Here is a 13787-nt window from a genome sequence, read left to right as displayed (position 1 = left end):
TACATTGCACTGTGTTCATGTTGCCTTTCAGCCGACCCGTTTGGCTGGGTTGTGATAGAGGTCGGCGAACATATCCGCCATCGCCTCTTCACTGGGTTCATCCTGCATTTGCACACTGACCGCACGGCTGACCAACTGATGACGGCGCGGCAGATGTAAGTCATCCGGGATCCGCGGCCCGTCGGTCAGGTAGGCGACCGGTAATTCATGGCTGATGGCAAGGCTCAACACTTCGCCCAGGCTTGCGGTTTCATCCAGCTTAGTCAGGATGCAACCGGCCAGCCCGCAACGCTTGTAGCTGTGGTACGCAGCAGTCAGAACCTGTTTTTGGCTGGTGGTTGCAAGTACCAGGTAATTTTTCGACTTGATCCCGCGCCCGGCCAGGCTTTCCAGTTGCATGCGCAATGCCGGGTCGCTGGCTTGCAGGCCGGCGGTATCAATCAGCACCACGCGCTTGCGCAGCAGTGGGTCGAGGGCGTTGGCCAGGGACTGGCCCGGGTCGACATGGGTCACCGGCACATTGAGGATCCGGCCCAGGGTCTTGAGCTGTTCCTGCGCGCCGATGCGGTAGCTGTCCATGCTCACCAGGGCAATGTTGTGGGCGCCGTACTTGAGAACATAACGGGCGGCCAGCTTGGCCAGGGTGGTGGTCTTGCCCATGCCGGCAGGGCCGACCATGGCAATCACGCCACCTTCTTCAAGGGGTTCGATTTCCGGGGTCTGGATCATCCGCGCCAGGTGCGCCAGCAACATGCGCCAGGCTTGCCGAGGTTCTTCAATGCCGGTGGTCAGCTCCAGCAGGTCGCGGGACAACGGGCCGGACAGGCCAATGCGTTGCAGACGGCGCCAGAGGTTAGCCTGTTGCGGCTTGCTGCCCTGCAACTGGTTCCAGGCCAGCGAGCCCAACTGCACTTCCAAAAGCTCGCGCAGACCATTGAGTTCAAAACGCATCGAGTCAAACACGCGCTGGTCAACCGCAGCGGCCGGTGCTGGCGCGGCGGGACGTGGCGGCTCGACAAAAGTCGGCTCTACCAGTGGCTCGGCCGCCGTCAGCGGCAGGCCGGCAAACAATTGGCGATTAGTGGTCGCATCGCTGTCGCCCCGCATGCTCAGCTCGGCCTGGGCCGAGACAATGCGCGAGGCGGTCTTGCGCAACTCGTCTTCGAGTTCCATGTTCGGTACACGCGGCGCCAGGGCCTGGGGTTTGTAATCCAGGGCAGCCGTCAGCTCGACACCGCCGGCAATGCGACGGTTACCGATAATAGCCGCGTCGGCGCCCAGCTCATCACGAACCAGCTTCATGGCCTGACGCATATCGGCGGCGAAAAAACGCTTTACTTGCATAACCCACTACCTCAGCCGTTGGGCCCTACTGTCGCGACGATAGTCACTTGCTTATTGTCAGGAATTTCCTGGTAAGCCAAAACGTGCAAATTCGGTACTGCCAGGCGTCCAAACCGCGACAACATCGCTCGGACGGGGCCTGCCACCAGCAGAATCACCGGTTGGCCCTGCATTTCCTGACGCTGTGCGGCGTCGATCAACGAACGCTGCAGCTTTTCAGCCATGCTTGGCTCCAGCAGAACGCCCTCTTCCTGGCCTTGCCCTGCCTTCTGGATACTATTGAGCAATATTTGTTCCAACCTTGGCTCCAAGGTGATTACAGGCAGCTCAGAGTCAAGCCCTACAATGCTTTGGACGATTGCACGCGACAATCCGACGCGCACCGCCGCCACCAGCGCGGCAGTATCTTGACTCTTGGCGGCATTGTTGGCGACAGCCTCGGCAATGCTGCGAATGTCCCGCACCGGCACCTGTTCGGCCAACAGCGCTTGCAACACCTTGAGCAGTTGCGACAGCGACAATACCCCCGGCACCAGCTCTTCAGCCAGCTTAGGCGAGGCTTTGGCCAGCAATTGCATGAGTTGCTGGACTTCTTCGTGACCAATCAGCTCGTGGGAGTGCTTGTACAGAATCTGGTTGAGGTGCGTGGCGACCACGGTGCTGGCGTCGACCACGGTGTAACCCAGGGACTGTGCCTGGCTACGCTGGCTGACTTCGATCCACACCGCGTCCAGGCCAAAAGCCGGATCTTTGGCGGTTATGCCGCTGAGGGAGCCGAATACCTGGCCGGGGTTGATCGCCAGTTCGCGGTCGGGGTAGATCTCGGCTTCGGCCAGGGTCACGCCCATCAGCGTCAGGCGGTAGGCGCTGGGGGCCAGGTCGAGGTTGTCGCGGATATGCACGGTGGGCATCAAAAAACCCAGGTCCTGGGACAGCTTCTTGCGCACGCCCTTGATCCGCGCCAGCAACTGGCCGCCCTGGTTACGGTCCACCAGGGGAATCAGACGGTAGCCGACTTCCAGGCCGATCATGTCGATGGGGGTCACGTCATCCCAGCCCAACTCCTTGGTTTCCTGGGCGCGGGCCGGCGACGGCAGCAGATCCTGCTGGCGCTCCACCTCTTTCAAGGCCTGGACCTTGATGATGTTTTGCTTCTTCCAGAACAGGTACGCCCCGCCGGCGGCCAGGGCGGCCATGGTCAGGAAGGAGAAGTGCGGCATGCCCGGCACAATGCCCATGATCGCCATGATGCCGGCCGCCACGGCCAGAGCCTTGGGCGAAGCGAACATCTGGCGGTTGATCTGCTTGCCCATGTCTTCGGAGCCGGACGCACGGGTCACCATGATCGCCGCAGCTGTAGATAACAACAGTGATGGCAATTGCGCCACCAAACCGTCACCAATGGTCAGCAAGGCGTACACCTTACCTGCATCGCCGAAGGTCATGCCGTGCTGGAAGATACCGACCGCGATGCCGCCGATCAGGTTGATAAACAGAATCAGCAGGCCGGCAATCGCGTCGCCGCGCACGAACTTGCTGGCACCGTCCATGGAGCCATAGAACTCGGCTTCCTGGGCCACTTCCGAGCGGCGGGCCTTGGCCTGGTTCTGGTCGATCAGCCCGGCGTTGAGATCGGCGTCGATCGCCATTTGCTTGCCGGGCATGGCGTCGAGGGTAAAACGCGCGCTCACCTCGGAAATCCGCCCGGCGCCCTTGGTCACTACCACGAAGTTGATGATCATCAGGATCGCAAACACCACGACACCGACCACGTAGTTACCGCCGATCACCACCTCGCCGAAAGCCTGGATCACCTTACCGGCGGCGGCGTGGCCGTCCTGGCCGTTCAGCATCACCACCCGCGTAGAGGCCACGTTAAGGGCCAGGCGCAGCAGCGTGGCAACCAGCAAAATGGTGGGAAAGACCGCAAAATCCAAAGGCCGCAGGGCGTACACGCAAACCAGCAGCACGACGATGGACAAGGCAATGTTGAAGGTGAAGAACACGTCCAGCAGGAACGGCGGTATCGGCAACATCATCATTGCCAGCATGACCAACAGCAACAGCGGCACACCCAGATTACCTCGCGAGAGGTCCGTCAGGGTGCCACGGGCTGTGCTGAGCATATTAGAGCGATCCACCGGTATTCCTCGTCACCTTGAAGCAAACTTTTGACGCCGAGAGGCGTCCTGAAGGCGGTATTGCAAGAAGCCTTCCAACTTTTGCTTCAGGGACGAGATCGTTCCCACGCAGGAGCGTGGGAACGATCATCAGAGTGGACGCACGTTTGATGCCTGCTTGCCTTTCGGACCCTCTACGACTTCATATTCCACCCTCTGGCCCTCCACCAGCGACTTGATGCCGCTGCTTTGAATGTCCGAGAAGTGCACAAACAGGTCCTCTCCTCCGGCGTCTTGCGTGATGAATCCAAAGCCCTTTGAATCGGTAAACCACTTCACTGTGCCAGTGGCCATTGCCCTTCTCCCGAATCCGCATGTTCCCGGTCTATCAAAGCGCCATGCACGGGGGCTGGCTACTGTCAAAGTTGACAGGTCGGGAGGGAGTTGGACGAACGGCAAGCATCTGTTCCGACGCCATCGCGGGCAAGCCCGGCTCCCACACTGGAATGCGATCAAATGTGGGAGCCGGGCTTGCCCGCGATGGCGTCGGAATAGGCAGCAGAAGACTCAGGAATCGCGACGCAAATCCGGCGGAATCGGCAAGTCCTTGAGCGGATCCGGACGTTTGCCCTTGCCGGCACGGTATTGGCGGATCTGATACACGTAGGCCAACACCTGGGCCACCGCCAGGTACAACCCGGCCGGAATCTCGTGATCCAGATCGGTGGAGTAGAAGATCGAACGCGCCAGCGCCGGCGATTCCAGCAGCAGGATGTCATTGGCCTGGGCGATTTCGCGGATTTTCAAGGCAGTGAAGTCGCTGCCCTTGGCCAGCAGCAGCGGCGCGCCGCCCTTCTCCGCGTCGTACTTGAGCGCCACGGCGTAGTGGGTCGGGTTGGTGATGACCACATCGGCGTCGGGCACCGAGGCCATCATCTTGCGCTGGGACATTTCGCGCTGCAGCTGGCGAATCCGCTGCTTCACTTCCGGTTTGCCTTCCTGATCCTTATGCTCGTCGCGCACTTCCTGCTTGGTCATCAGCAGTTTCTTGTGGCTTTCCCACAGCTGGATCGGCGCATCCACTGCAGCAATCAGGATCAGGCCACATGCCATCCACAACGCACTCCAGCCCACCAGTTGCACGCTGTGGATGATTGCCAGTTCCAGTGGCTCATGGGCGATGCGCAGCAAGTCGTCGATATCGGACTCCAACACCACCAGCGCCACAAACAGGATGATAAAGAACTTCGCCAGGGCCTTGAGCAACTCCACCAGCGCCTTGGCGGAGAACATACGCTTGATCCCGGCCCCGGGGTTCATCCGGCTGAATTTGGGCGCCAGGCTGCCAGCCGCAAACAGCCAGCCCCCCAGGGAGATCGGCCCGATGATTGCCGCCAGCAACAACGTGATCAGCACCGGCTGCGCGGCCAGGATCGCGATTTTCCCCGAGTGCAGCAGGTAGATGCCCATGGCGCGTGGGTCCAGCAGCACATCCCTGGGCAGGGAGAAATTGTGCTTCATGATCTCCATCAGGTCCTGGGCCAGGCCGCCGCCGTAGATCAGCAGGCCACCGGCCCCGGCGAGCATCACCGCCAGGGTATTGAGCTCTTTGGAACGGGCGATCTCGCCCTTTTCCCTGGAGTCTTTTTTACGTTTCTCCGTGGGGTCTTCTGTTTTGTCCTGACCACTCTCGCTCTCGGCCATGGCTCAGCGCGCCCGTGCCAGATCACGTAAAAACTGCAAGGCGTCACTGGCCAGCGGTTGATACTGATTGAGAATGTCGGCCAGGCCGATCCAGAAAATCCCCATGCCCAACACCAGGGTCAGCGGGAAACCAATGGCGAAGATGTTCAGTTGCGGCGCGGCGCGGGTCATCACCCCAAAGGCGATGTTGACCACCAGCAGCGCGGTGATCGCCGGCAATACCAGCAACAACGCCGCGCCCAGCACCCAACTGAGGCGCCCGACCACTTCCCAGAAGTGGTTGACGATCAAGCCCTCGCCCACCGGTAAAGTGGTGAAACTCTCGGTAAGGATTTCAAAGGCCACCAGATGGCCGTTCATGGCCAAAAACAGCAGGGTCACCAGCATGGTCAGGAACTGCCCGATCACTGCCACCGACACGCCGTTGGTAGGGTCGACCATGGAAGCAAAGCCCATGCCCATCTGGATCGAGACGATTTGCCCGGCAATCACGAAGGACTGGAAAAACAGGGTCAGGGAGAACCCCATCAAGGCGCCGATCAGAATCTGTTCGGCGATCAGCAGCAGCGCACTGAGGTCCAGGGCATTGACCGGCGGCATCGGTGGCAGTACCGGCACGATGACCACGGTAATCGCCACTGTGAAAAACAGCCGTATGCGCTTGGGCACCAGGGTGGTCCCGAACACCGGCATGGTCATCAACAAGGCGCCCACGCGAAACATCGGCAGGATAAACGAGGCCACCCAGGTGCTGATCTGAGTGTCGGTCAACGCCAGCAAGGACTGCATCGGGTCAGCCAATCAACTGCGGAATACTGCCGTACAACTGCAGGATGTATTCCATGAAACTTTGCACCAGCCAGGGGCCGGCCACGATCAGGGTGACCAGCATCACCAACAGGCGCGGAAGGAAGCTCAAGGTCTGTTCGTTGATCTGGGTCGCCGCCTGGAACATCGCCACCAGCAGGCCCACCAACAGGCTGGGCACCACCAGCACGGCGACCATCACGGTGGTCAGCCACAGGGCTTCACGGAACAGGTCGACTGCGACTTCAGGTGTCATGCGCTAAACCCCGCCAAAACTGCCTGCCAGGGTGCCGATAATCAGCGCCCACCCATCCACCAGTACAAACAGCATGATCTTGAACGGCAACGAGATAATCAGCGGCGACAGCATCATCATACCCATGGCCATCAGCACACTGGCCACCACCAGGTCGATGATCAGGAACGGGATAAAGATCATGAAGCCGATCTGGAATGCCGTCTTGAGCTCCGAGGTGACGAACGCCGGTACCAGGATGGTCAAGGGCGCCTGATCCGGGCTGGCGATATCGGTGCGTTTGGACAGGCGCACAAACAGTTCCAGGTCGCTGGAGCGGGTCTGGGACAGCATAAAGTCCTTGATCGGGCCCTGGGCCTTTTCCACCGCGTCCTGGGCGGTCATTTTCTCCGCCAGGTAGGGTTGCAGGGCTTGCTGGTTCACCTTGTCGAATACCGGCGCCATGATAAACAGCGTCAGAAACAGCGCCATGCCGGTAAGGATCTGGTTCGATGGGGTCTGCTGCAGGCCCAGGGCCTGGCGCAGGATCGAGAACACGATGATGATCCGGGTGAAACTGGTCATGAGCATGACGAAGGCCGGGATAAAACTCAGCGCCGTCATGATCAGCAGGATCTGCAGGCTGACCGAATACTCCTGGGCCCCGGCCGCATTGGTGCCCAGGGTGATCGCCGGGATCGACAACGGGTCGGCGCCGAACGCCAGGGGCGCTGCCAGTAACAGCATGAGCGCCAATAGAACGCGCATTACTTCTTATCCTTCTGGTCCTTGCCCATCAGCTCCATCAGGCGCTGGGCGAACTCCGGTGTGGCGGCCTCGGTCTGGGCCACGCTCACGGGATGCTTGAGCACGTGCAACGGGGTAATCCGGCCGGGGGTGAGACCGAGCAGGATCTGCTCTTCGCCCACCTGCACCAGCACCAGGCGATCACGCGGCCCCAGGGCCCGCGATCCCACCAGTTCGATGACCTGGGCATTGCCCGGACCAATGCGCTGCACCCGGCGCAACAGCCAGGCGAGGAAAAAGATCAACCCCACCACCAGCAACAGGCCCAGCACCAACTGAGTCAATTGCCCAGTCACGCTGCTGCCGGCGGCCGGCGCGGCGACCTGGGCCACCGGTTCAGCCGCCATCACGGCCAGCGGCAACGCCCACAACAGTCCCAACCACCGGCGACTCATCTCAGCGCAGCTTCTTGATACGTTCGCTGGGGCTGATCACGTCCGTCAGGCGGATGCCGAACTTCTCGTTGACCACCACCACTTCGCCATGGGCGATCAGCGTGCCGTTGACCAGCACATCCAGCGGCTCGCCGGCCAGGCGGTCGAGTTCGATCACCGACCCCTGGTTGAGTTGCAGCAGGTTACGGATATTGATTTCGGTGCTGCCCACTTCCATGGAGATCGATACCGGGATATCGAGGATCACGTCCAGGTTGGGCCCATCCAGCGAGACCGGCTCATGGTTCTTCGGCACGCTGCCAAACTCTTCCATAGGCAGGCGATTGCCTACTGGTGGGGTGGCGGCATCGGCCGCCAGCAAGGCGTCGATATCGTCCTGGCTGGCATCGCCGGTTTCTTCCAGGGCAGCCGCCCATTCGTCAGCCAGGGCCTGGTCTTCGGCGGAAGTGTTTTCGTGTTCGGTAGCCATTACATGTCCTCGGCGCAGCAAAAATCATCAATTAGGGGATGCATCAGCGACGGTTGATCGGCTCAACCACTTGCAACGCCAGGTTCCCTTTGTGGGAACCGAGCTTGACCTTGAACGACGGCACGCCATTGGCGCGCATAATCAATTCGTCTGGCAGTTCGACGGGAATCACATCCCCCGGCTGCATATGCAAAATGTCCCGCAGGCGCAGCTGGCGGCGCGCCACGGTGGCGCTCAGCGGTACGTCAACGTCCAGCAAGTCTTCGCGCAGGGCCTTGACCCAACGCTCGTCCTGGTCGTCCAGGTCGGACTGGAAGCCCGCATCGAGCATCTCGCGCACCGGCTCGATCATCGAGTACGGCATGGTCACGTGCAGGTCGCCGCCGCCGCCATCGAGTTCGATATGGAAGGTGGAGACCACAATGGCTTCGCTGGGCCCGACGATGTTGGCCATGGCCGGGTTCACTTCCGAGTTGATGTACTCGAAATTGACTTCCATGATCGCCTGCCAGGCTTCCTTCAAGTCGATAAAGGCCTGTTCCAGCACCATGCGCACCACACGCAACTCGGTAGGCGTGAATTCACGGCCTTCAATCTTGGCGTGACGGCCGTCACCGCCGAAGAAGTTGTCCACCAGCTTGAACACCAGCTTGGCGTCGAGGATGAACAGCGCGGTGCCACGCAGGGGCTTGATCTTGACCAGGTTGAGGCTGGTGGGCACGTACAGCGAATGCACGTACTCGCCAAACTTCATCACCTGCACACCGCCCACCGCCACGTCCGCCGAGCGGCGCAGCATGTTGAACATGCTGATACGGGTGTAGCGGGCAAAACGTTCGTTGATCATTTCCAGGGTCGGCATGCGTCCGCGGACGATGCGATCCTGGCTGGTCAGGTCATAACTTTTGACGCTGCCGGGCTCGGCAGCCATTTCGGTCTGTACCAGACCATCGTCGACACCATGCAACAGCGCGTCGATTTCATCCTGGGACAGCAGGTCTTGCACGGCCATGTCGTGATCCTACTGCAATACGAAATTAGTGAAGAGCGCCTGCTCGACCACGACTTTGCCCAGTTCTTTCTGGGCCACTTCCTGCACGCTGGCAGTGACTTTCTGGCGCAGCATTTCCTGGCCCACGGGGGTGGCCAGGCTGTCGAAACTCTGCCCGGAGAACAGCATCACCAGGTTGTTGCGGATCACCGGCATATGCACCTTGAGCGCATCCATGTCCGCCTGGCTGCGCGCCAGCAAGGTAATACTCACCTGCAGGTAGCGTTGCCGACCGTTCTGGTTGTAGTTGGCAACAAAGGCCGGGAGCATCTGCTCGAAGATTGCCGGTTGCTTGACGTTGCTGGCGGTCTCGGCCACAGGTACCGGCTTGCTCTGGGCACTGTGCATAAAGTACCAGGTAGCCCCCACCGACACGCCAATGGCCAATAACAAGGCCACGACAATCAGCAGGATCATCTTGAGCTTGCCCTTGCCTGCTGCAGGTGCTGTTGCTGTCGCTGCGTCGTCACTCTTCGCCATGCCAATAATCCGTCACTATTCGGGGTTTCATAGATCCACGGGAAGGCAAGAGCAAGTGTTATGCCAGAGTTGTCACGGATTTCAGCAACAGCGCAAAACCAATGTGGGAGCGGGCTTGCTCGCGATAGCGGTAGATCAGCCAGCAACTAGGTAACTGACATACCGCTATCGCGAGCAAGCCCGCTCCCACATTTTGATCGGTGTTGACCTCAGGTCAGGCGTAGTAGTCCACGGCGCTGGAGCCGATGACGGATTGGGCTATCGGTGCCGCCACTTCAGTGACTTCGCCCGCAAGACCTGCGTCCTGCCCATCGCTGTGTCCACCACTGCCACTGACACCTCGCGCCTGGTTCTGCTGTTGCTCCTGACCCTGGCCCTGCCAGCCACGGGACTGGTCGGACACGTTCACATCGACCTGGCCCATGCCCTGCTGGGCGAACATTTCCCGCAGGCGCCCGGACTGGCTCTCCAGGGCCTCGCGCACGGCGGCATGGCCGCTCATGAAGTTCACTTGGGCCTGCTGGTCGGCGGTGATGTTCACGCGGATATCCAGGCGTCCCAGTTCGGCCGGCTGCAATTGGATATCGGCAGATTTGAGGTTGGCGCTGGACAGGTACATGACCCGGTTCACCACCTCCTCGGTCCAGCCCCCCTGATGCATGGCCAGCGGCTGGTTATTCAGGGGCAAGGCGTTGGTGGTCTTGGGGGTGGCAGCCTGGGTCAAGGCTGCCAGGCGATTGGCGAAGTCATCGACGCGAGTGTCACTGCTCGCGCCCTTCAAATCCTTGAGGCCATCTTCGATCAGGCCGCTGAAAGCCTTCTCGCCACCCTGGTCGGTGCTGTCCTTGGCCGCCTGCTGGTCAACCATGGCCGCCAGGCCGTTGCTGAAGTTCTGCGCGGCGGTGGGCTCAGCCTGGGTCGGCAGGTTCTTTTGCGCTGCCTGGCTGCTGGCAGACACATGACCGCCCTGCTCCATCGCCAGGCGCACGGCCGGCAATGAGTCCAGTGGATCGGCTTCGGGGTCGAAAGGCACGACCTCTTCAGCGACCGCAGGGGTAGTCACCAGCAACGGCGCGGTGGCGTCATCCGCTACAGCGGCCTGGACCGCTACCGGAGCGGGTGTCACCGCCGCGACCGAAGCCGGATCGACCGGTGGCGGCGGGGTTTGCGCCAGATCCTTGTCCGCACCTTTGTCGTCATCGCCGGGGGCTGCCGCGTCGGCCTTGGCGGGCGGCGTGGCAGGCAAAGTCTTGCCGCTATCGGCAACCGCTGGAGTGCCAGCGGCAGGCTTGTCGTTGCCAACATCTTTCTTGGCGCTGGTGCTGGCTGGCTTGTCATGGCTCGGCTTGGGTGCCATATCCACAGCCCTGGCCGGTGCCGTCTTGGACTCCTTGGCGAACACCTGTGCAAAGCCTGGCGCTTTGGCCCGCGTGTCTGCGGCCGTTGCCTGCGCATTCGCGGAGGACGCCTGGGGCTTGACCGCAGGAGCGGCTTGCAGGAGCGAGTTGGGGGCTAGAGGCATAAGTCAGGTCTCCGCTGCGCAGGGTCGAGGGCGCAGGCAGAAGATAGATAGCAAAAGTCGGGCCAGATTTTCAGGGCGGGCCTGCCGAGCCTAGAAGCGCTGGCGCTCCGACTCATACAGCGGCTTGACCAACGCAAACTCGTGATCAATCTGGTCGACCAGTTTGCCCAGGTCGGTAACCTCTTCCTTGGCCGACTCAGCCTCCAGTCGCTGGCACAACAGCGCCAGGCGCACCGCACCGAGGTTGCCGCTGCTGCCCTTGAAGCTGTGGGCGATACGCCCCAGGGCCTTGGCGTCATCGCGCGCCTTGCGCAACGCTTCAACGCGCTTTTGCGAGTCATCGAGGAAGGTGTCGAGCAAGTGGGGGTATTCACCCTCCATCACTTCCTGCAAACCCACCAACACTTCAGGGTCCATATGTATCTGCGTCACTTGTTCGCTCCTTGATCAAGAATCGACGGATTATGCCAGAGCCTCCCAGCAAAACTCCACGCACACACTGCGCCCGCCATCTGTCCAACGTACATTGCTGCTCAGTTGCCGGACCAGGTTCAGCCCGCGCCCGGACAGACGGTCGATATCCAACGGCCGCGCCAGGACTGTTTCGACATCGAACCCGGCGCCGCTGTCTTCGATACGCAGGCTCAGGCAACCACCCGCCTCGGTTGGAACCACGTTCACATGCACACGCACGTGGCCGCTGTTCAACTGGTCGAGCCGCTCATTGCGCTGGCGATAATAGCTGGCAAAGCCCTGCACATCGCGTTTGAGTCGGGAGTCCAGGCCCAGCACGCCATGCTCCAGGGCATTGGAGTACAACTCGGCCATGACACTGTACAGCGCCCCGCTCTGGCCGCGCAGGCCATGTATTTCCAGGAGTAACTGCAACAGGTATGGCAATGGGTTGTAACGCTTGAGGGTCTCGGCACGAAACTCGAAGCTCACCGACCAGTCCAGCGGACAGGACTGGCCGCTGTCGGTGTACTGCAGAGGTGGCGCCAACAGCGATTGCTCGGCCAGCAGGGTGATTTCGACCAAGCTGATATCGTCCCGCACCTGCCCTCGGAATGCGGCAAGCGCCTGTTCGATTTCAACAAACAGTTGCTCAGGCTCACGGTTGGCGGCAAACACCCGTTGCAGGCGCTCGACCCCAAACAACTGGTCGTTGGCATCGGCGGTATCAATCACCCCATCGGACAGCAAGAACACCCGGTCGCCCAAGGCCATGGGCCAGACCTCGGTGCGGTCGTCAAAGACCTCGGGCGCCAGCACGCCCAGGGGTAAATGCCGCGACACCAGCGGCGTACGCCGCCCCGTGGCCACTTCATGCACATAGCCATCAGGCATGCCGCCGTTCCATACCTCCACCACCCGCCGCTGCTCACTGAGACACAACAGCGTGGCACAACAGAACATATCCACCGGCAGGATGCGCTTGAGCTTGGCGTTCATCTCCCGCAGGGTCTGCGCCAGGCCATAGCCCTTGGCGGTCATGCCGTAGAACACCTCGGCCAGGGGCATCGCGCCGACCGCCGCCGGCAAGCCATGCCCGGTGAAGTCGCCCAGCAGCACATGCATATCGCCCGACGGCGCATAGGCCGCCAGCAGCAGGTCGCCATTGAACAGCGCATAAGGCGATTGCAGGTAACGGATATTGTGCGCCGCGTTCAGGCAACCAGAGTGGGCGACCTTGTCGAACACCGCCTTGGCCACCCGTTGCTCATGCAGCAGGTAGTCATGGTGACGGGCGATCTGGTCGCGCTGCTCAAGCACGGTGGCCTGCAACCGGCGCAGGCGGTCCATGGCGTTGATCTTTGCGGCCAGGATGATCTGGTTATAGGGCTTGGCCAGGAAGTCATCGCCACCGGCATCCAGGCAGCGCGCCAGGGCTTCGCTCTCACGCAGGGAGGTGAGAAAAATGATCGGCACCAGTGCTTCGCCGGCCAACTGCTTGATCTGCCGGGCTGCCTCGAAGCCGTCCATCACCGGCATCAGTGCATCCATCAACACCAGTTGCGGACGCTCACGGGCGAACACCTCGACCGCTTCCTGGCCATTACTGGCACTGAGCACCCGATGCCCCTGGCGGCGCACGATGGTCGACAGCAGCAGCCGGTCGGCAGCGCTGTCCTCGGCGATCAGTACCGTGAGGGTGTCCAGAGCCTGGGCACTCAACTGATGTCGAACAGTTTGTCGAAGTTGGAGATAGCGAGGATCTTGCGCACATCGGAGTTGCTGTTGATCACGCGCACATCCGCGTCATCACCAGCGTGATCACGCAACAGCAGCAACATGCCCAGGGCCGAGCTGTCGAGGTAAGTGGCCTCTTTCAAGTCCACGACGTAGGTTTCGGGAACCTTGTAGAACCGCTCATAGGAATCACGAAAGGATTGATGACTGCCGAAATCGAACCGGCCCTTGATTGCGATCGTCAATTTCTTCCCATCCAGGGATACTTCTGACTCGACTGACATACGACTGCTTCCTTGTCGTGGGTATGTGCAACAAGGTTTAGCAGGTGATCGGAGAGTGGGCAACAAACGCAATCAAATGTGCGGTGCGCTTGTGTGGTGTGGGCTTGCCTGCGATAGCGGCTTATCAGAAAAAATGAGCGACGGATCCGCCGATATCGCAGCATGAGTATCTACACGACTTGCTCTTTTTGGGTTGTTGGGGGTGTGTGCATATCCGTTGCTGCGGTCATGGCCACTTAGGGTTCCGCCCTTACGGCGGGTCACTTTTGGAAAAGAGCCCCAAAAGTGACCAAAAGGGCTCCTGCCCCACCACTCGGCACCTCGCCTAGGCTCGGTGTGCCCGTCATCCGACATTGATTTGGGGGGCCGCCGCGATGGG

At 60.9% G+C, this 13787-nt stretch carries 15 protein-coding genes; all 15 read right to left on the bottom strand.

The annotated features are described in order from the left end of the window. Window positions 1-27 precede the first annotated feature (27 nt). Window positions 28-1344, bottom strand: a complete 1317-nt coding sequence (gene flhF / locus PSH80_RS07415) for a flagellar biosynthesis protein FlhF (protein ID WP_029292553.1) — start codon at window positions 1342-1344, stop codon at window positions 28-30. An 11-nt stretch (window positions 1345-1355) separates the two neighbouring features. Further along, window positions 1356-3470 (bottom strand): flagellar biosynthesis protein FlhA, encoded by a 2115-nt coding sequence (gene flhA / locus PSH80_RS07410; RefSeq protein ID WP_178118157.1) that lies wholly within the window; start codon window positions 3468-3470, stop codon window positions 1356-1358. 144 nt (window positions 3471-3614) lie between these two features. Further along, the gene (locus PSH80_RS07405) at window positions 3615-3818 is read right to left on the bottom strand and encodes a cold-shock protein (RefSeq protein ID WP_057960237.1); all 204 of its coding nucleotides are present in this window, start codon (window positions 3816-3818) and stop codon (window positions 3615-3617) included. A gap of 213 nt (window positions 3819-4031) precedes the next feature. Continuing rightward, window positions 4032-5168 (bottom strand): flagellar biosynthesis protein FlhB, encoded by a 1137-nt coding sequence (gene flhB, locus PSH80_RS07400; RefSeq protein ID WP_057960238.1) that lies wholly within the window; start codon window positions 5166-5168, stop codon window positions 4032-4034. Window positions 5169-5171: 3 nt separating this feature from the next. Then, on the bottom strand, window positions 5172-5957 hold the full coding sequence (gene fliR / locus PSH80_RS07395; RefSeq protein WP_057438813.1) for a flagellar biosynthetic protein FliR: 786 nt from the start codon (window positions 5955-5957) through the stop codon (window positions 5172-5174). A gap of 4 nt (window positions 5958-5961) precedes the next feature. Beyond that, window positions 5962-6231 carry a flagellar biosynthesis protein FliQ gene (gene fliQ / locus PSH80_RS07390; RefSeq protein ID WP_034099472.1) on the bottom strand — a complete coding sequence of 90 codons (270 nt, stop codon included), beginning with the start codon at window positions 6229-6231 and terminating at the stop codon, window positions 5962-5964. Between the two features lie 3 nt (window positions 6232-6234). Next, window positions 6235-6978 carry a flagellar type III secretion system pore protein FliP gene (gene fliP, locus PSH80_RS07385; protein ID WP_057438812.1) on the bottom strand — a complete coding sequence of 248 codons (744 nt, stop codon included), beginning with the start codon at window positions 6976-6978 and terminating at the stop codon, window positions 6235-6237. After that, window positions 6978-7412: a flagellar biosynthetic protein FliO gene (gene fliO, locus PSH80_RS07380; RefSeq protein WP_057438811.1), complete on the bottom strand. Its 435-nt coding sequence runs from the start codon at window positions 7410-7412 to the stop codon at window positions 6978-6980. The genes fliP and fliO overlap by 1 nt, the downstream gene beginning before the upstream one ends. Before the next feature lies 1 nt (window position 7413). Then, window positions 7414-7881: a flagellar motor switch protein FliN gene (gene fliN, locus PSH80_RS07375; RefSeq protein WP_057438810.1), complete on the bottom strand. Its 468-nt coding sequence runs from the start codon at window positions 7879-7881 to the stop codon at window positions 7414-7416. 43 nt (window positions 7882-7924) lie between these two features. Further along, window positions 7925-8893 carry a flagellar motor switch protein FliM gene (gene fliM / locus PSH80_RS07370; protein WP_029292532.1) on the bottom strand — a complete coding sequence of 323 codons (969 nt, stop codon included), beginning with the start codon at window positions 8891-8893 and terminating at the stop codon, window positions 7925-7927. Between the two features lie 9 nt (window positions 8894-8902). Then, window positions 8903-9412, bottom strand: a complete 510-nt coding sequence (fliL, locus tag PSH80_RS07365; protein WP_057960239.1) for a flagellar basal body-associated protein FliL — start codon at window positions 9410-9412, stop codon at window positions 8903-8905. A gap of 214 nt (window positions 9413-9626) precedes the next feature. After that, window positions 9627-10934: a flagellar hook-length control protein FliK gene (locus PSH80_RS07360; protein ID WP_305419698.1), complete on the bottom strand. Its 1308-nt coding sequence runs from the start codon at window positions 10932-10934 to the stop codon at window positions 9627-9629. 90 nt (window positions 10935-11024) lie between these two features. Beyond that, entirely contained in the window at window positions 11025-11366 is a 342-nt protein-coding gene (locus PSH80_RS07355; RefSeq protein WP_057438808.1) for an Hpt domain-containing protein, read from the bottom strand. A gap of 30 nt (window positions 11367-11396) precedes the next feature. Next, window positions 11397-13109 carry a fused response regulator/phosphatase gene (locus PSH80_RS07350; RefSeq protein WP_305419697.1) on the bottom strand — a complete coding sequence of 571 codons (1713 nt, stop codon included), beginning with the start codon at window positions 13107-13109 and terminating at the stop codon, window positions 11397-11399. Then, window positions 13106-13408: an STAS domain-containing protein gene (locus tag PSH80_RS07345; RefSeq protein ID WP_057438807.1), complete on the bottom strand. Its 303-nt coding sequence runs from the start codon at window positions 13406-13408 to the stop codon at window positions 13106-13108. The genes PSH80_RS07350 and PSH80_RS07345 overlap by 4 nt, the downstream gene beginning before the upstream one ends. Window positions 13409-13787 lie beyond the last annotated feature (379 nt).

It is taken from the genome of Pseudomonas sp. FP818 (assembly GCF_030687335.1).
Classification (GTDB): domain Bacteria; phylum Pseudomonadota; class Gammaproteobacteria; order Pseudomonadales; family Pseudomonadaceae; genus Aquipseudomonas; species Aquipseudomonas shahriarae.
Note: the sequence above shows the minus strand (reverse complement) of the source record. Positions and strands in the feature narration are given on the sequence as shown.

Bases quoted from the DNA above. Each gene is read 5' to 3' on its own strand.
- flhF (WP_029292553.1), bottom strand. From the start codon at position 1,344: ATGCAAGTAAAGCGTTTTTTCGCCGCCGATATGCGTCAGGCCATGAAG.
- PSH80_RS07360 (WP_305419698.1), bottom strand. From the start codon at position 10,934: ATGCCTCTAGCCCCCAACTCGCTCCTGCAAGCCGCTCCTGCGGTCAAG.
- flhB (WP_057960238.1), bottom strand. From the start codon at position 5,168: ATGGCCGAGAGCGAGAGTGGTCAGGACAAAACAGAAGACCCCACGGAG.
- fliO (WP_057438811.1), bottom strand. From the start codon at position 7,412: ATGAGTCGCCGGTGGTTGGGACTGTTGTGGGCGTTGCCGCTGGCCGTG.
- fliN (WP_057438810.1), bottom strand. From the start codon at position 7,881: ATGGCTACCGAACACGAAAACACTTCCGCCGAAGACCAGGCCCTGGCT.
- flhA (WP_178118157.1), bottom strand. From the start codon at position 3,470: ATGCTCAGCACAGCCCGTGGCACCCTGACGGACCTCTCGCGAGGTAAT.
- fliQ (WP_034099472.1), bottom strand. From the start codon at position 6,231: ATGACACCTGAAGTCGCAGTCGACCTGTTCCGTGAAGCCCTGTGGCTG.
- PSH80_RS07405 (WP_057960237.1), bottom strand. From the start codon at position 3,818: ATGGCCACTGGCACAGTGAAGTGGTTTACCGATTCAAAGGGCTTTGGA.
- PSH80_RS07345 (WP_057438807.1), bottom strand. From the start codon at position 13,408: ATGTCAGTCGAGTCAGAAGTATCCCTGGATGGGAAGAAATTGACGATC.
- fliM (WP_029292532.1), bottom strand. From the start codon at position 8,893: ATGGCCGTGCAAGACCTGCTGTCCCAGGATGAAATCGACGCGCTGTTG.
- fliP (WP_057438812.1), bottom strand. From the start codon at position 6,978: ATGCGCGTTCTATTGGCGCTCATGCTGTTACTGGCAGCGCCCCTGGCG.
- fliL (WP_057960239.1), bottom strand. From the start codon at position 9,412: ATGGCGAAGAGTGACGACGCAGCGACAGCAACAGCACCTGCAGCAGGC.
- fliR (WP_057438813.1), bottom strand. From the start codon at position 5,957: ATGCAGTCCTTGCTGGCGTTGACCGACACTCAGATCAGCACCTGGGTG.